The following is a 16,868-nucleotide window of genomic DNA, read 5'->3' as shown; positions in this document are numbered from 1 at the left end:
GCCGGTCAGGCAAGCAGCAGCAAAGATGCCGCCGCCTGGTCGGCCAGTGCACCCAGCCAGCCATTTGCCAGGTACCCGAGAGGGGAGATCATCAGCGTGGACAGCGTCAGCAGCACGGCCAACGCCAACTCGCCTTGCGGACGGATGGCCGGTGCCGCGATCACCCCAGACGGCTCGTCGAAGAACATGACCTTCACGATCTTGAGGTAATAGAACGCGCCAATCACGCTCGCCGCAATGCCGATGGCCGCCAGCACGACCATGTCGGCCTCGACCGCCGCCCGGAACACCACGAACTTGCCCCAGAAGCCGAACATCGGCGGAATGCCAGCCAGACTGAACATCACGATCATCAGCGACCACGCGACACCCGGCCGCACCCGCGACAGGCCGGCCAGATCTGCAATCCGTTCAACGGGCTCGCCGGCACTGTCACGCAGCATCAGCACGGCGACGAAGCCAGCGATGGTCATTGGCACGTAGATCGCGAGATAGACCAGCATCGCGCTGGTGCCGGCTGTGCTCGCCACGGCAAGGCCGATCAGGATGAACCCGACATTATTGATCGAGGAATAGGCGAGCAGCCGCTTCATGTTGTCCTGGCCAATCGCGCCAAGCGCACCCACGACAATGGAAGCAAGTGCCAGGAACACCACGATCTGGCGCCAAGCATCGACCTGAGAGCCAAACGCTTCCAGCATAACCCGGCTCAGCAGGGCGATCGCCGCGACCTTCGGCGCGCTGGCGAAGAAGGCGGTGACGGGGGTCGGGGCGCCTTCGTAGACGTCGGGCGTCCACATGTGGAACGGCACCGCGCTGATCTTAAACGCAAGCCCCGCCAGCACGAACACCAGCCCGAACAACGCTCCGGTGGACAGACCACCAGTAACCGCGAAGCCGATCCCCTCGAAGCTGGTCGTACCCGCGAAGCCGTAGGTCAGGCTCATGCCAAACAGCAGGATACCCGAAGCCAGCGAGCCCAGAACAAAGTACTTGAGACCCGCTTCGGCCGAGCGCGTGTCGTTGCGGACGAAGGAGGCGAGAACATACGCGGCCAGCGACTGCATCTCCAGACCGATATACAGGGTCAGCAGGTCGGCCGCCGACACCATGATGCTCATGCCTAGCGCCGAGAACAGCACCAGAACGCCATACTCCGCGCGCAGCGAACGGATGCGGTCGAGGAAGGCAGGAGCCAACACCAACGCAGCGATGCTGGCGGCAAAGATCATCAGCTTGGCAAGTGAGGCGAAGGCATCGGCCCGGAACTGCCCATCGAAGGCGATCCGGTCAGCGCCGGACAGCCCGTTGATCACCGTAGGCATGCTCAACGCGAAGGCAGCGCCAAGCGCCACGCACGCCAGGATACTGATAAGCCGCGCGGAACGATCGCCCGCCCACGCTGCCACCAGCAGCAGGACGAGACCGGAAAGCGAAAGCACCAGTTCCGGTGCGATCAGCGCGAAGGAGGTCGAGAAATCCATCAGTGCGCGCCCCCATGCGCGTCGGAACCATGTACGCCGCCACGGGCGCCATGCTCATCAGCCGGTGTCACGGTGCCCATTACCAGACGCGAGTCATCCTGTGGCGCGGCGCGTGCGATGCGCGCGTTCAGCATTGCGATGTCCTGCCGCATCGGCGCCAGGAAACTCTCGGGATAGACCCCCATCCACAGCGTCGCGGCCGCCAGCGGCGCCAGCATCAGCCATTCGCGCGGGCCCAGATCCACCATGGCGGCGGCATCGGCATTCTTCTGCTCGCCGAACACGACGCGCCGATACAGGTACAGCATGTAAGCAGCACCCAGGATAATGCCGGTCGTACCGACGAAGGCAACCCAGGTGTTCACCTGGTATGCGCCAGCCAGGCTCAGGAACTCCCCGACGAAGTTGCTGGTCCCCGGCAGACCGATGCTCGCCATGGTGAACAGCAGGAAGAACATGGCGTAGCGCGGCATATTGATGGCGAGGCCACCGTAGCGGCTAATCTCGCGGGTATGCAGCCGATCGTATATCACGCCCACGCACAGGAACAGCGCGCCCGACACCAGGCCGTGGCCCAGCATCACCATCATGGCGCCCTCCAGCCCCTGCACGTTGAAGGCGAACAGACCGATCGTCACGATCGCCATGTGCGCGACCGACGAATAGGCGATCAGTTTCTTCATGTCGTGCTGCACCAGCGCGATAAGGCTCGTGACCACTACTGCAACCATCGACAGCCCCCAGATCAGCCAGGCCAACTGGGCACTCGCTTCCGGGAACATCGGCAGGCTGAAGCGAAGGAAGCCGTAGCCGCCCATCTTCAGCAGCACGCCCGCCAGGATCACAGAACCTGCCGTCGGCGCCTGCACGTGCGCATCCGGCAACCAGGTGTGGACCGGCCACATCGGCATCTTCACCGCGAAGCTCGCGAAGAAGGCGAGGAACAGCCAGACCTGTGCCTCCGGCGGAAAGTCGAATACCATCAGCGCCGGGATGGAGCTCGTGCCCGCCACGTTCACCATCCACAGCATGGCGATCAGCATCAGCAGGCTGCCGAACAGCGTATACAGGAAGAACTTGTAGCTCGCGTAGATGCGGTTGTCGCCGCCCCAAATGCCGATGATCAGGTACATCGGGATCAGGCTGGCTTCGAAGAAGATGTAGAACAGGAAGATGTCCTGCGCGGCGAATACGCCGATCATCAGCACTTCCATGAACAGGAACGCCGCCATGTATTCAGGCACGCGCTTGTTGATGGACGCGCTCGCCAGAATGCAGATCGGCATCAGGAACACGCTCAACACGATAAGCATGAGAGCGATACCGTCGATGCCCAACGCCCACTGGAAACCGGCAAAGATGTCGGCTCGTTCGGTGAACTGCCACTGGGCGCCGCCCACGTCGAACCGCGTCCACAGCAGGATGCCCAGCACCAGATCGGCCAGCGTCGCCGCCAGCGCGATCTGCCGCGCGGCCTTTTCGCCCGAAAACAGGCAGGCGGTGGCGCCCAGCAGGGGCACCAGCAACATCAGCGAAAGGATTGGAAAGCCCCCCATCACACCAGCACCCAGCTGACTGCGGCCACCAGGCCCAGCAGCATGACCAGCGCATAGCTCGTCAGATAACCGGACTGCACCTTGCGGGCCAGCACCGCACCCTGCGCCACGACAAAGGCCGCGCCGTTCGGACCGAACCGATCGATCCCGCCGACATCACCCTTCTGCCAGAACACACGACCGAGCGCGAAAGACGGGCGCACGAACAACCAATGGTACAGTTCGTCGAAATACCACTTGTTGAACAGGAACCGGTACACCGGCCCCAGCGCTGCCGCGGTCTTCCCGGGGATCGAGGTATCACGGATGTAGGCCAACCAGGCGACCGCCAGACCGATCAACATCACGATGGTCGCCGACAGCTTCACCCACAGCGGCACCAAGTGCATCTCGTGCATAAGATGCTCGTTGTAGGCGATAGAGCCGTTCCAGAAGCCTTCGCTTTCCAGGAACGCGCCGCTGAACACATATCCGGCAAAGATTGCGCCCAAAGTAAGAACCACCAGAGGCACCAGCATCGGCAGCGGGCTTTCATGCGGATGGTACCCGGCGGTGCCGTCATCCTGCTTGGGCGAAGGAACCGCATGGGCACGGTCATGCCCTGCATCTTCCTGCGCCGGCGGATTGGCCGCATGAGCCGCGGCATGGCCGTGCGCGTCATGGTGAGCATCGTCGTGGTGCGCGTGACCATGACCGTGCGCATCGTGCACTGCGTGTTGGATGTGCTCGGACTGAGCCCACCGCGGCTTGCCCCAGAACGTCAGGAACATCAGGCGCCAGGAGTAGAAACTGGTCAGCAGCGCGGCAAAGGCGCCGACCCAGAATGCGAACCGGCCCATGTCGCTGCCGCTGGCGAACGCCGCCTCCAGGATGGCATCCTTGGAATGGAAGCCGGCGAAGCCTGCATGCAGCCAGTAGATACCAACACCGGTGATCGCCAACGTACCCGCCAGCATCGCGAAGAAGGTCAGCGGGATGTGCTTACGCAGGCCGCCATAATACCGCATGTCCTGTTCATGGTGCATGGCGTGGATCACGCTGCCGGCGCCCAGGAACAGCAGCGCTTTGAAGAAGGCGTGCGTGAACAGGTGGAACATGGCCGCGCCGTAAGCGCCAACCCCGGCGGCGAAGAACATGTAGCCGAGCTGCGAGCAGGTCGAATACGCGATCACTCGCTTGATATCCCACTGCGTCGTGCCGACAGTCGCCGCAAACAGGCATGTCGCCGCACCGATGAAGGTGACGAAAGTCAGCGCCGCAGGCGCCGCTTCGAACATCGGGGAAAGGCGGCACAACATGAACACGCCGGCGGTCACCATCGTTGCCGCATGGATCAGCGCTGACACCGGCGTCGGGCCTTCCATCGCATCAGGCAGCCAGGTGTGCAGGCCAAGCTGGGCCGACTTGCCCATCGCGCCGACGAACAGCAGCAGGCACAGGATCGTCATGGTGTCGAGCCGCATGCCCAGGAAGCCAATCGTGCTGCCCTGCATCGAAGGCGCGGCTTCCAGAATCGCAGGAATTGACGTGGTCTGGAACACCAGGAAGGTGCCGAAGATACCCAGCATGAAGCCGAGGTCGCCCACGCGATTGACCACAAACGCCTTGATCGCGGCGGCCCCGGCAGACGGCTTCCGGAACCAGAACCCGATCAGGAGATAGGAGGCAAGGCCGACACCCTCCCAGCCGAAGAACATCTGTACGAGGTTGTCCGCGGTCACCAGCATCAGCATGGCGAAGGTGAACAGCGACAAATAAGCGAAAAACCGCGGCTGATCCGGGTCTTCCGCCATGTAGCCCCAGCTGTACAGGTGCACGAGCGCGGAGACGCTGGTGATGACGACCAGCATGATCGCAGTCAGCGTGTCGACCCGCAGCGTCCAGTCGAACGTCATCTCGCCCGACTGCACCCAGGTCAGCACCGGCACGACCTGCCCGGCAACATCACCGCCCAGGTAGGACAGGAAGATCGGCCAACTGAGCGCACAGGACACGAACAGCCCGCCGGTGGTGATCGCCTTGGCGACCGTGTTGCCCAGCGCGCGGTTGCCCAGCCCGGCGATGATCGCTGCCAACAGCGGCAGGAAGACGATGATCAGGATGGAAGGCACCGTGTTTACCCCTTCATCCGGTTGACGTCGTCAACCGCGATGGTGCCGCGTCCGCGGAAATAGATGACCAGGATGGCAAGACCGATCGCCGCTTCCCCGGCGGCCACGGTCAGCACGAACATGGCGAAGATCTGACCCGTGAGGTCGCCAAGGAAGGCGCTGAAGGCCACCAGGTTCAGGTTCACCGACAGCAGGATCAGTTCGATCGCCATCAGGATGACGATGATGTTCTTCCGATTCAGGAAGATACCCAAGACGCCAAGCACGAACAAGATCGAGCTGACAACGACGTAGTGTTCGATGCCGATCACAGTGTCACCCCCTGTCCGATCTCAGGCCGCACGTTGCGGGTCGCTTCGTCCGGGCGGCGGGCGATCTGCTTGCCGATGTTCTGCTGCCCGCGATAGGCCCGCCGCTCCCGATGCGTCAGCACGATCGCGCCGACCATCGCCACCAGCAGGATCACGCCCGCGGATTCGAACAGGAACAGGTACCGGCCATACAGCAACGCGCCGATGCTCTCGATATTGCTGCGGCCCAGCAACGGCGCTGCCTCGCCGCTTGCGCGGCCTAGTTCCAGCGCACCCGACTGCCAGGCGCCGATGCCCAGCACCAGCTCCGCCAGAAGCACGGCGGCTATGGCAATGCCCAATGGAAAGTTCTTGACGAAACCGGCGCGCAGTTCGGCGAAGTCGATGTCCAGCATCATGACCACGAACAGGAACAGCACCGCGACTGCGCCAACATAGACGATCACCAGCAGCATGGCGATGAACTCGGCACCAACGAGCACCATCAGCCCCGCGCCATTGAAGAAGGCAAGGATCAGCCACAACACGGAATGCACCGGATTGCGGGCGAGGATGGTGAACGTCCCGCTGGCGATCACCAGCGCGGCGAACAGGTAAAAGGCAAGGGCTTGCAGCATGTGTCTGGGTCCGTCCTGCCGGGCGCCTAGCGGTAGGGTGCGTCGGCTTCAAGGTTGGCAGCGATCGCGCGCTCCCACTTGTCCCCGTTCGCCAGCAGCTTGGCCTTGTCGTACAGCAATTCCTCGCGCGTTTCCGTCGAGTACTCGAAGTTCGGTCCCTCGACGACCGCGTCCACCGGACACGCCTCCTGACAGAAGCCGCAATAGATGCACTTGGTCATGTCGATGTCGTAGCGCGTGGTGCGGCGGCTGCCGTCCTCGCGTGGCTCGGCCTCAATGGTGATCGCCTGCGCCGGACAAACCGCCTCGCACAGCTTGCACGCAATGCAGCGCTCCTCCCCGTTGGGGTAGCGGCGCAGGGCATGCTCCCCCCGGAAGCGGGGCGACAACGGGTTCTTCTCGAACGGGTAGTTGATCGTCGCCTTGGGCTTGAAGAAGTACTTCAGCGTGAGGGCGTGTGCCTTCACGAACTCCCACAGGGTGAACGACTTGACCAGTTGCGCGACACTCATGCGCCGTACCTCGTAAACATCAGCCAGCCACTGACCACCACGACGAAGCCGAGGCTGAGCGGCAGGAACACCTTCCAGCCCAGCCGCATCAGCTGGTCATAGCGGAAGCGCGGCACCGTGGCCTTGATCCAGGAAAACACGAAGAAGAAGAACGAAATCTTTAGCAGCAGCCAGATCCAGCCAGGAATCCAGTACAGGATCGACAACTCAAGCGGCGGCAGCCAGCCCCCGAAGAACAGGATCGAGTTCAGCGCGCACATCAGCAGCACGTTCGCGTATTCGCCCAGCCAGAACAGCGCGAAGCTCATGGAGCTATATTCGGTCTGGTACCCGGCGACGAGCTCGCTCTCCGCCTCCGTCAGGTCGAACGGGGCACGCGCCGTCTCCGCCAGGGCGGAGATCAGGAACACCACCCACATCGGGAACAGCAGCAGGTTGAAGAAGAACCCGTTGACGATGCCCAGCCCGTGCCCGCGCTGCGCCTCGATGATGCCGTTCATGTTGAACGTGCCAGCCCACAGCACCACGCAGATCAGCACGAAGCCGATCGAGACCTCGTAGGAGATCATCTGCGCCGCAGCGCGCATGGCGGAGAAGAACGGATACTTCGAGTTCGACGCCCAACCGGACATCACCACGCCGTAGACTCCCAGCGAACTGACCGCGAGGATGTAGAGTAGCCCGACATTGATGTTCGCCAGCACCGCGCCCGAATTGAACGGGATCACCGCCCAGGCCGCCAGCGCCACGGTGAAGGTGATGATGGGCGCGATCAGGAACAGGCCCTTGTTCGCGGCGGACGGGATGATGGTTTCCTGCAGGAACACCTTCAACCCATCGGCAAAGCTTTGCAGCAGGCCGAAGGGGCCAACCACGTTGGGACCACGCCGCAACGCCATCGCCGCCCAAACCTTGCGATCGACATAGATCACCATCGCGACCGCGAGCATCAACGGCAGCGCGATCAGCAAGATGCCGGCGATCGTAGAGGTGATCCACGCCGCCTCGTAGCTCATGCCCCAGCCCTGGAAGACAGGTATCATTCCGCGGCCTCCGCCAGTTCCTCGCCATGCAGCAGTTCAGCCGAACAGCGCTGCATCACCGCGCTGGCCCGCGCGATGGAGTTGGTGAGATAGAAATCCTTGATCGGGTAGGCGATCGCCCCACCAGCACGCTCCGCGCTGTCTGCCGCAGGCAGCGCGCCGTAATCGACCAGTCCCTCGACACCCAGAGCCGGCACGTCCGCGATCATCGCGGCGCGCAGCTGGTCAAAGCTGTCGAACCCGACGGTCACGCCCAGCGCATCGGCCAAGGCACGAAGGATTGTCCAGTCTTCGCGCGCATCACCGGGCGCAAACACCGCCTTGTCGGCAAACTGCACGCGGCCCTCTGTCGAGACATAGGTCCCGGCCTTCTCGGTATAGGCGCTGCCCGGCAAGATGATATCGGCCGAGGCCGCACCCTTGTCGCCATGATGGCCGATATAAACCTTTAAGGCGCCTGCGAACTTGCCGTGGTCCAGCTCGTCCGCGCCGAGCGAAAGCAGCAGCTTGGGCGCAGCCTGCACCAGCTCGGCAAGGCCGCGCGGGCGAGCGAAGCCGAGCATCAGCGCACCCATGCGTGCCGCCGCCATGTGCAGGACGTTGAAGCCGTTCCAGGTGTCGCCACCGTTATCGCGCACCACGTTCCAGGCATGCGCCAGCGCCAGTGCCGGGCCATGAGCACCCGCCACCAGGCCAGCCGCGCCAAGGATGATCGCCGGCCGCGCCGCGCCCTGCATGGCGGAGGCAACGTGGTCAGGCAGGTCATGCAGCACGGAGGCATCGTCGCCCAGGAACTCGGCCGGGAAGGTCGTCTCCCAGTGCGGACCCACGATGAAGATCTTCGCACCCCGCTTCGCGGCCTTCCGCAGGCGGACATTCAACAGCGGCGCTTCCCAGCGGATGTTGCTGCCCACGATCAGCACGGCATCTGCCGTCTCAATTCCAGCGAAGGTCGTGTTGAAATTGACCGCCGACAGGCTGCCCACCGGATAGGCCATGCCGCCCTGGCGACTTTCCACCAGATCGGAGCCCAGCGCATTCACCAGCCGCTTGGCCGCAAACATCGTCTCGCAATCGAGCATGTCGCCCGCGACTGCCCCCACGCTGCCGCCGCGTCCCGCTTCGGCGATCAGCGCGAACGCCTCGTTCCAGTCGGCCGATTGCAGCTTGCCATCATGACGAATCCAGACGCGATCGAGGCGGCGGCGCGTCAGCCCCTCCACCTGATAGCGGGCCTTATCGCTCAGCCACTCTTCGTTCACATCGTCATTGGTGCGCGGCAGCACGCGCAGCACCTCGCGCCCGCGACTGTCGATGCGAATGTTCGCACCCATCGCGTCCGACACGTCGATGCCCAGGGTCTTCTTCAACTCCCACGGCCGCGCCTCGTAGGCGTAAGGCCGACTGGTCAGCGCGCCCACCGGGCACAGGTCGATAACGTTTGCCGACAGTTCGTGCTTGGCCGCATGTTCGAGATACGTGCTGATCTGCATGTCCTCGCCGCGATACAGCGCGCCGATCTCATCCACACCGGCCACTTCTTCGGAGAAGCGGACACAGCGCGTGCAATGAATGCAGCGGGTCATGATCGTCTTGATCAGCGGACCCATATACTTCTCGGTCACCGCACGTTTGTTCTCGTGGTACCGGGAACCGCCGCGGCCGTAGGCGACCGACTGGTCCTGCAGGTCGCACTCGCCGCCCTGGTCGCAGATCGGGCAGTCGAGCGGGTGGTTGATGAGCAGGAACTCCATCACCCCTTCCCGCGCCTTCTTCACCATTGGCGTGTCGGTGCGAATTTCCTGGCCGTTCGTCGCCGGCAGGGCGCAACTCGCCTGCGGCTTGGGCGGGCCTGGCTTCACCTCGACCAGGCACATGCGGCAATTGCCGGCGATGGACAGGCGTTCGTGATAGCAGAAGCGCGGGATCTCCTTGCCGGCAAGCTCGCAAGCCTGCAGCACGGTCGCCCCATCGGGCACTTCGATCTCGGTTCCGTCAACGGTGACTGTGGGCATAATCTCTGTCCGCCTGGATGAACGCCCCGCGCTTGTGTGCGGTGCGGCATCGCTGTGCCGTGTTCCTCTGTCCGACCCTGTGCCTCAGCGCAAGGCCACAGCGCCCATTTCCGGCGCTCATTCGCACTTTGATGCAAGGCTTGAGCGTACTTCCCAAGTAAAGACGCAAACGCCTCGCAATAACCTGCATACTTCCTATCGGAAACATGCAGCCGCAACTATCATTCGGCTGCTTCGGGCAACTCCACCGCCTCGCGCTCCGCGATACGCCGCTCGATCTCCGGCCGGAAATGCTTCAGCAGGCCCTGGATCGGCCATGCCGCCGCATCGCCCAGCGCGCAGATCGTGTGGCCCTCGACTTGCTTGGTCACTTCGTACAGCATGTCGATCTCGGCCGGCTCGGCATCGCCGGTACGCAGCCGCTCCATCACCCGCCACATCCAGCCGGTACCCTCGCGGCACGGCGTGCACTGGCCGCAGCTCTCATGCTTGTAGAAGTACGAAATGCGGCTGATCGCCCGCACGATGTCGGTGGACTTGTCCATCACGATCACCGCCGCGGTGCCCAGACCCGAGCCGACGGCCTTCAGCCCGTCGAAATCCATAGGCGCGTCCATGATCTCCGCCGCAGGGACCAGCGGAACGGACGACCCACCGGGGATCACCGCCAGCAGGTTATCCCACCCCCCGGTAATGCCGCCGCAATGCTTTTCAATCAGGTCGCGGAAGGGAATGCCCATCTCCTCCTCGACCACGCAGGGGCGATCGACATGGCCGCTGATCTGGAACAGCTTGGTGCCCTTGTTGTTCTCCCGCCCGAAGCTGGCGAACCAGGGTGCACCGCGCCGCAGGATAGTGGGCACCACAGCGATCGACTCCACGTTGTTCACCGTGGTCGGACAGCCATACAGGCCGGCGCCTGCCGGAAACGGCGGCTTCAGCCGGGGCTGGCCCTTCTTGCCCTCGATGCTCTCGATCATCGCGGTTTCTTCGCCGCAGATATAAGCGCCGCCACCCCGGTGGACGAAGACATCGAAGTCATAGCCGCTTCCCGCCGCGTTCTTGCCCAGCAGGCCGGCGGCATAGGCCTCCGCAACCGCGGCGAACAGCGTCTCCGCCTCGCGGATATACTCGCCACGGATGTAGATGTAGGCGGCCCGCGCGCGCATCGCGAAACCCGCGATCAGCGCCCCTTCAACCAGTTTGTGCGGATCGTGGCGGATGATCTCGCGGTCCTTGCAGCTGCCCGGCTCCGACTCATCAGCGTTGATGACCAGGAAGGACGGACGCCCATCCTTGCTTTCCTTGGGCATGAAGGACCACTTCATGCCGGTCGGGAAGCCCGCCCCGCCGCGACCGCGCAGGCCGGACGCCTTGATCTCGTCGATGATCGCATCCTGCCCGCGTGCGATCAGCGCCTTAGTATCGTCCCAGTCACCACGCATCTGCGCGGCCGGCAGCCGCCAGTCCTGGTACCCGTACAGGTTGGTGAAGATACGGTCCTTGTCGGCGAGCATCAGCCGATCCCTCCAAACACAAACAATGCCGCGGCGACCAGGATGATGACTAGCACCACCGTCTTGATCAGGCCGGAGAAAATCTTCCACGCCACCGCGACCAGCAGCAGCGTGACAATGAGGACGATCAGCGCTTCCATCAGCCGGCCCTGCCCTTGCGGGAGAATACGCCCAGACCACCGAACAGCACGCCCAGGATCAGCCAGACGACCCAGTCACCACCCTGCACGAACTTCAGCAGCGCCAGCGTCAGGAGGACGATGCCGACGATCGGCAATCCCTTGCTGACAGGCGCCGGCGTGCTCACGCCCACGCACCGCGATAATCGTGGTTCGCGTCCACCATCTCGCGCAGCGTGGTCGGGCCGCCGACCGGCTCCACCGTGTGGCGAGTCGGATCCTGCGTACCGCCCTTCGGGCTTTCGCCCTTGGCCAGCGCGTCCAGCACGGCATCGAGCCGCGCCGGTGTCAGATCCTCGTAATTGTCGTCGTTGATCTGCACCATCGGCGCGCTTGCGCAATTGCCCATGCACTCGACCTCGGTCAGGGTCCACATGCCGTCAGGCGTGGTGTGCCCCTTCTTCATGCCGCGCGTCTTGCACGCCGTCATGATGTCGTCCGACCCGCGCAGCATGCACGGCGTGGTGCCGCAGATCTGGACATGGAAGCGGCCGACCGGCGCGATGTTGTACATGGTATAGAAGGTGGCGACCTCCAGCACGCGGATGATCGGCATGTCGAGCTGCGCCGCGACATATTCCATCACCGGCAGCGGCAGCCACCCCTGGGTCTGCGTTTCGGCACCGACCTGCCGCTGGGCAAGGTCCAGCAGCGGCATCACGGCCGAGCGCTGGCGACCCTCGGGATAGCGGGCCACGATCTCGCGCGCCTTCTCCGTATTGCCAGGTGTCCAGGCAAACCCGCCCCAGCGGGCGCGCAGTTCGGGGGTGTCGGGATGTGGTGCGCGTTCAGCCATTGATCTTGCCCCAGCGCATTTGCGCATGGATGGTCCAGAGGACGGAAAGGAGGATGGCGACGGGTACGCCCGCGCCCGGCTTGCCCTGCCCGATCGCGAAGCACAGCATCGCGATCGCCGCGGCCACCGCCACGAACAGCCAGATGGACGGGCGTGCGCTCACCGGTCGCACTCCCCGAACACCACGTCGATCGCGCCCAGGATTGCGGTCGCGTCGGGCAGCATGTGACCCTTGGACATGAAGTCCATCGCCTGCAGGTGGCTGAAGGCGGTCGGCCGGATCTTGCAGCGGTACGGCTTGTTGCTGCCGTCGCTCACCAGATAGACGCCGAACTCGCCCTTGGGGCTTTCCGTCGCCACATAGACCTCGCCCGCCGGCACATGGAAGCCTTCGGTGTAGAGCTTGAAGTGGTGGATCAGCGCTTCCATCGACTGCTTCATCTCGGCGCGCTTGGGCGGCGCCACCTTGCGGTCGCTGCTGCTGATCGGGCCATCGGGCATCTCGCGCAGGCACTGCTTCATGATGCGCATCGACTGGCGCACCTCCTCCACCCGGACCATGAACCGGTCGTAGCAATCGGAATTGGTGCCGACCGGAATGTCGAACTCCATCCGGTCATATACGTCGTAAGGCTGGCTCTTGCGCAGATCCCACGGGATGCCCGCCGCGCGGATCATCGGGCCGGAGAAGCCCCAGCGCAGCGCATCCTCCTTGCTGACAACGGCGATGTCGACGTTGCGCTGCTTGAAGATGCGATTGTCCACCACCAAGCTCATCGCGTCCTCGAACAGCTCGGGCATGCGCTTGTCGAGCCAGTCGCCGATATCGGTCAGCAGCTTCAGCGGTACGTCCTGGTGCACGCCGCCCGGGCGGTACCACGCAGCATGCATGCGCGCGCCGCTCGCCCGTTCGAAGAAGTTCATGCAGTCTTCGCGGATCTCGAACAGCCACAGGTTCGGCGTCATCGCGCCCACGTCCATGACATGGCTGCCCATGTTCAGCATGTGGTTGCTGATCCGCGTCAGCTCCGCGAACAGCACGCGCAGATATTGCGCGCGCAGCGGCACCTCCACGTTAAGCAGCTTCTCCACCGCCAGGACGTAGGAGTGCTCCATGCACAGCGGGCTGCAGTAATCGAGCCGGTCGAAATACGGCAGCGCCTGCAAATAGGTCTTGTACTCGATCAGCTTCTCGGTGCCGCGATGCAGCAGCCCGACATGCGGATCGATCCGCTCGATGATCTCGCCATCCAGCTCCATCACCATGCGCAGCACGCCGTGCGCCGCGGGATGCTGCGGGCCGAAATTGATCGTGTAGTTGCTGATGACCTCGTCGCCCGTGGTGGGGGAGGTCTCCTGCATCAGGCCGGCCATCAGTCCTTGCCCTCGCTCTTATCGGTTTCGGTCGCACCCGGCGTGTCCGCCGGACCGTCTGCCCGCGCCGGACGGTCGGGCCGGCTTTCCGTCGGTTCAGGTGCATCAGGCGCGGTGCCTTCGCCACCCTTGGCCTGCGTCGGCGGTCCGTCGCTGGCCTTCTCCGCCGCTTTGGCGTCGGTCGGCGCACCGGCGCCGCTCTGGCCCGGCTTCTCCGTCACCTTGGGCTCCGCCACAGGGGCGGGTCCGCTGGCCTTCTCGTCACCCGGCAGCACGTAGTCCGCGCCTTCCCACGGCGACGTGAACTCGAATGAGCGGAAGTCCTGCGCCAGCTCCACCGGCTCATAAACGACGCGCTTGTCCTCTTCGGAATACCGGACTTCCTGGTAGCCAGTCAGCGGGAAGTCCTTGCGGAACGGATGCCCTTCGAACCCGTAATCGGTCAGGATGCGTCGCAGGTCGGTGTTGCCGTCGAACAGCACGCCATATAGGTCGAACACCTCGCGTTCCAGCCAGCCCGCATTGGGCCACAGGCGGGTGGCGGTCGGCACGGGCGTGTCCTCGTCCGTGGTGACCTTCACCATGACCCGGCTGTTGCGGGTCACCGACAGCAGCATGTAGACGACCTCGAACCGCTCGGCCCGGCCGGGATAGTCGACCCCGGCGATCTCCATCAGCTGCTGGTATTCGTGCTCGTCACGCAACAGGCGCAGCGCGTCTTCCAGCCGGTCGCGCTGAACGGTCAGCAACACCTCGCCATGCTCGCACGCATGCTCGATCACCATGGTGCCGAGCGCGGTCCCCAGCGTCTCAGCGATGCTGGGACCGGTGGCGAAGCGGGGCGCGGGGTGGAGAACAGTGCTCATCGCTCGATCGTCCCCACGCGGCGGATTTTCCGCTGCAACTGCATCACGCCGTACAGCAGCGCCTCTGCCGTGGGCGGGCACCCGGGGACGTAGATGTCGACGGGCACGATCCGGTCACAGCCGCGCACCACGGAATAGCTGTAGTGGTAATAGCCGCCGCCATTGGCACAGCTGCCCATGCTGATCACATATTTGGGATCAGACATCTGGTCGTACACCTTGCGCAGCGCCGGGGCCATCTTGTTGCACAGCGTGCCGGCCACGATCATCACGTCGGACTGGCGCGGGGATGCGCGCGGCGCGGCGCCGAACCGCTCCATGTCGTAACGGGGCATGTTGACGTGGATCATCTCGACCGCGCAGCAGGCAAGGCCGAACGTCATCCACCACAGGCTGCCGGTGCGCGCCCACTGGAACAGCTCTTCGGTGGTGGTGACCAGGAAGCCTTTGTCCGACACCTCGGTCGACAGCGCGTTGTAGAATTCGCCGTCGGGCTGCCGGATGCCGGGATGCAGCACCGGGTTGTGCGCCTCACCGCTGACCGTGCTGCCCGCCGGATTGGCGAGCGGCCGGTCCAGCGCGCTGTTCAGGCCCACGGACTTGCCGTGACCATCGGTGACCATGTCGTTCACTCCCACTCCAGCGCACCCTTCTTCCAGGCATAGGCCAGGCCGATACCCAGCTCGGCCAGGAACACCATCATGGTGATCCAGCCGGCCCAGCCGGTCAGGTCCAGGCTAACCGCCCACGGGAACAGGAACGCCGCCTCCAGGTCGAACACGATGAACAGGATGGCGATCAGGTAGAACCTGACGTCGAACTGGCTGCGCGGGTCCTCGAACGCGGGGAAGCCGCACTCGTACTCGCTCAGCTTCTCCGCATTCGGGTTGTGCGCGCCGGTCAGGCGGGCGACACCCATCGGCAGGAAGACGAAGGCGGCCGACAGGCCGACCGCGATCGCCAGGAAGATCAGGATCGGAAGGTACTGGCTAAGGTCGACCATTGCTGTCCTCGGGGCATGCCAGCCGCGCATCGCTGCCGGCTGAATCGCCCGGAAAAAGTGGGGGTTGTCGCGTCGCACCTAATCAGGTGCTGCACTGCGTTCAAGAGTTGCGGCCTTGTTGCGAATGCTTAGCGAAAGTTCACGGCGCAACCGCCCTGCCTCGCCCGCATTCCGCACGTGCCCGGCTTCATCGCGCTGCCCGTTGCGCTGTGTGCCGCAGCCGCCTAGCTAGAGCGCGTATTCTGCGTTTTCGACCAATAAAGGAATGCGGCAATGGCCACCCTGAACGAAGCCGATCCCATCGTCATCCTGTCCTATGCCCGTACTCCGATGGGCGGGATGCAGGGCGCCCTGGCGGACGCATCCGCCACCGATCTCGGTGCCACGGCGGTGAAGGCGGCGGTGGAACGTGCCGGCATCGACGGCGCGGCCGTGGACCGGCTCTACATGGGTTGCGTGCTGCCTGCCGGCCTCGGCCAGGCGCCCGCCCGGCAGGCCGCGCTGAAGGCGGGCCTGCCCCAATCCGTCCAGGCGACCACCGTGAACAAGGTCTGCGGCAGCGGGATGCAGACCGTCATCATGGCGGCCGAAGCGCTCGCCACCGGCGGGGCCGACCTGATCGTCGCCGGCGGGATGGAGAGCATGACCAATGCGCCCTACCTGCTGAAGAAGCATCGCAGCGGCGCACGCATCGGCCACGACAAGGCCTATGACCACATGTTCCTGGATGGGTTGGAGGATGCCTATGACGAAGGCACCTCGATGGGCTCCTTCGCTCAGTGCACGGCGGACGAGTACCAGCTGACTCGCAAGGACATGGACGATTTCTCCATCACCTCGCTCGCCCGCGCGAACGAGGCGATCAAGAGCGGCACCTTCGATGACGAGGTCGTCCCCGTGACGCTCAAGACCCGCAAGGGCGACGTCACGGTCTCGCATGACGAGGCGCCGGGCAAGGCGAACCCGGAGAAGATCCCGCAGTTGAGGGCCGCTTTCGCCAAGGAAGGCACGATCACCGCGGCGACCTCCTCTTCCATCTCTGATGGCGCGGCGGCGGTCGTGGTCGCGCGTGAAAGCGTCGCCAAGGCGCAGGGCAAGGCGCCCGTGGCCCGCATCGTCGCCACCGCGGCTCACGCGCAGGAGCCGAAGGACTTCACCACCGCCCCGGTCGGCGCGATCCGCACCCTGCTCGACAAGGCCGGCTGGTCGGTCGACGATGTGGACCTGTGGGAAATTAACGAGGCGTTCGCCTGCGTGCCAATGTTCGCCATGAAGGATATCGGCATCCCGCATGACAAGGTAAACGTGAATGGCGGCGGCACCGCGCTCGGCCATCCGATCGGCGCCAGCGGCACGCGCATCATCGTCACCCTGCTGGCGGCGTTGAAGGCACGCGGCGGGACCAAGGGCGTCGCATCGCTGTGCATCGGCGGCGGCGAGGCGACCGCGATCGCGGTGGAACTGGTCTGACCTGACCCGCGCCT

18 protein-coding genes are annotated in these 16,868 nt (G+C 64.3%); 1 reads left to right on the top strand and 17 read right to left on the bottom strand.

Going from position 1 to position 16,868, the window contains the following annotated elements; all coding sequences use genetic code 11:
* Nucleotides 1-5: 5 nt before the first annotated feature.
* The 17 genes from nuoN to ndhC all read right to left on the bottom strand — a co-directional run bounded on the left by nuoN (nt 6) and on the right by ndhC (nt 15,384).
* Nucleotides 6-1,484 (bottom strand): NADH-quinone oxidoreductase subunit NuoN, encoded by a 1,479-nt coding sequence (nuoN, locus tag V5740_RS03745; protein WP_347303745.1) that lies wholly within the window; start codon nt 1,482-1,484, stop codon nt 6-8.
* On the bottom strand, nt 1,484-3,040 hold the full coding sequence (locus V5740_RS03740) for an NADH-quinone oxidoreductase subunit M (protein ID WP_347303744.1): 1,557 nt from the start codon (nt 3,038-3,040) through the stop codon (nt 1,484-1,486). Before V5740_RS03740 ends, nuoN begins: the two co-directional genes overlap by 1 nt.
* Nucleotides 3,040-5,151 carry an NADH-quinone oxidoreductase subunit L gene (gene nuoL / locus V5740_RS03735; RefSeq protein ID WP_347303743.1) on the bottom strand — a complete coding sequence of 704 codons (2,112 nt, stop codon included), beginning with the start codon at nt 5,149-5,151 and terminating at the stop codon, nt 3,040-3,042. Before nuoL ends, V5740_RS03740 begins: the two co-directional genes overlap by 1 nt.
* Nucleotides 5,152-5,156: 5 nt before the next feature.
* A complete protein-coding gene (gene nuoK, locus V5740_RS03730; RefSeq protein WP_347303742.1) occupies nt 5,157-5,462 on the bottom strand; it encodes an NADH-quinone oxidoreductase subunit NuoK in 306 nt (101 codons plus the stop codon).
* The gene (locus tag V5740_RS03725; protein WP_347303741.1) at nt 5,459-6,079 is read right to left on the bottom strand and encodes an NADH-quinone oxidoreductase subunit J; all 621 of its coding nucleotides are present in this window, start codon (nt 6,077-6,079) and stop codon (nt 5,459-5,461) included. The genes nuoK and V5740_RS03725 overlap by 4 nt, the downstream gene beginning before the upstream one ends.
* Before the next feature lie 26 nt (nt 6,080-6,105).
* Nucleotides 6,106-6,591: an NADH-quinone oxidoreductase subunit NuoI gene (gene nuoI, locus V5740_RS03720; protein ID WP_347303740.1), complete on the bottom strand. Its 486-nt coding sequence runs from the start codon at nt 6,589-6,591 to the stop codon at nt 6,106-6,108.
* On the bottom strand, nt 6,588-7,634 hold the full coding sequence (gene nuoH, locus V5740_RS03715; protein WP_347303739.1) for an NADH-quinone oxidoreductase subunit NuoH: 1,047 nt from the start codon (nt 7,632-7,634) through the stop codon (nt 6,588-6,590). The genes nuoI and nuoH overlap by 4 nt, the downstream gene beginning before the upstream one ends.
* A complete protein-coding gene (gene nuoG, locus V5740_RS03710) occupies nt 7,631-9,649 on the bottom strand; it encodes an NADH-quinone oxidoreductase subunit NuoG (protein ID WP_347303738.1) in 2,019 nt (672 codons plus the stop codon). The genes nuoH and nuoG overlap by 4 nt, the downstream gene beginning before the upstream one ends.
* Nucleotides 9,650-9,870: 221 nt before the next feature.
* A complete protein-coding gene (gene nuoF / locus V5740_RS03705; protein WP_347303737.1) occupies nt 9,871-11,166 on the bottom strand; it encodes an NADH-quinone oxidoreductase subunit NuoF in 1,296 nt (431 codons plus the stop codon).
* On the bottom strand, nt 11,166-11,306 hold the full coding sequence (locus V5740_RS03700; RefSeq protein WP_347303736.1) for a hypothetical protein: 141 nt from the start codon (nt 11,304-11,306) through the stop codon (nt 11,166-11,168). The genes nuoF and V5740_RS03700 overlap by 1 nt, the downstream gene beginning before the upstream one ends.
* On the bottom strand, nt 11,306-11,473 hold the full coding sequence (locus V5740_RS03695) for a hypothetical protein (protein ID WP_347303735.1): 168 nt from the start codon (nt 11,471-11,473) through the stop codon (nt 11,306-11,308). Before V5740_RS03695 ends, V5740_RS03700 begins: the two co-directional genes overlap by 1 nt.
* Nucleotides 11,470-12,141: an NAD(P)H-dependent oxidoreductase subunit E gene (locus V5740_RS03690; RefSeq protein WP_347303734.1), complete on the bottom strand. Its 672-nt coding sequence runs from the start codon at nt 12,139-12,141 to the stop codon at nt 11,470-11,472. Before V5740_RS03690 ends, V5740_RS03695 begins: the two co-directional genes overlap by 4 nt.
* Nucleotides 12,134-12,304 (bottom strand): hypothetical protein, encoded by a 171-nt coding sequence (locus tag V5740_RS03685; RefSeq protein ID WP_347303733.1) that lies wholly within the window; start codon nt 12,302-12,304, stop codon nt 12,134-12,136. Before V5740_RS03685 ends, V5740_RS03690 begins: the two co-directional genes overlap by 8 nt.
* Entirely contained in the window at nt 12,301-13,515 is a 1,215-nt protein-coding gene (locus V5740_RS03680) for an NADH-quinone oxidoreductase subunit D (protein WP_347303732.1), read from the bottom strand. The genes V5740_RS03685 and V5740_RS03680 overlap by 4 nt, the downstream gene beginning before the upstream one ends.
* Nucleotides 13,515-14,381 carry an NADH-quinone oxidoreductase subunit C gene (locus V5740_RS03675; protein WP_347303731.1) on the bottom strand — a complete coding sequence of 289 codons (867 nt, stop codon included), beginning with the start codon at nt 14,379-14,381 and terminating at the stop codon, nt 13,515-13,517. The genes V5740_RS03680 and V5740_RS03675 overlap by 1 nt, the downstream gene beginning before the upstream one ends.
* Nucleotides 14,378-15,004, bottom strand: coding sequence for an NADH-quinone oxidoreductase subunit B family protein (locus V5740_RS03670; RefSeq protein ID WP_347304434.1), 627 nt, complete (start codon nt 15,002-15,004; stop codon nt 14,378-14,380). Before V5740_RS03670 ends, V5740_RS03675 begins: the two co-directional genes overlap by 4 nt.
* Before the next feature lie 5 nt (nt 15,005-15,009).
* Nucleotides 15,010-15,384 (bottom strand): NADH-quinone oxidoreductase subunit A, encoded by a 375-nt coding sequence (gene ndhC / locus V5740_RS03665; RefSeq protein ID WP_347303730.1) that lies wholly within the window; start codon nt 15,382-15,384, stop codon nt 15,010-15,012.
* A gap of 273 nt (nt 15,385-15,657) precedes the next feature.
* On the opposite strand from ndhC, the gene V5740_RS03660 reads away from it, so the two are divergent.
* Nucleotides 15,658-16,854, top strand: a complete 1,197-nt coding sequence (locus V5740_RS03660; protein ID WP_347303729.1) for an acetyl-CoA C-acyltransferase — start codon at nt 15,658-15,660, stop codon at nt 16,852-16,854.
* The last annotated feature ends 14 nt before the right edge of the window (nt 16,855-16,868 follow it).

It is taken from the genome of Croceibacterium sp. TMG7-5b_MA50 (assembly GCF_039830145.1).
Classification (GTDB): domain Bacteria; phylum Pseudomonadota; class Alphaproteobacteria; order Sphingomonadales; family Sphingomonadaceae; genus Croceibacterium.
This window is presented reverse-complemented; position numbering and strand designations above follow the sequence as displayed.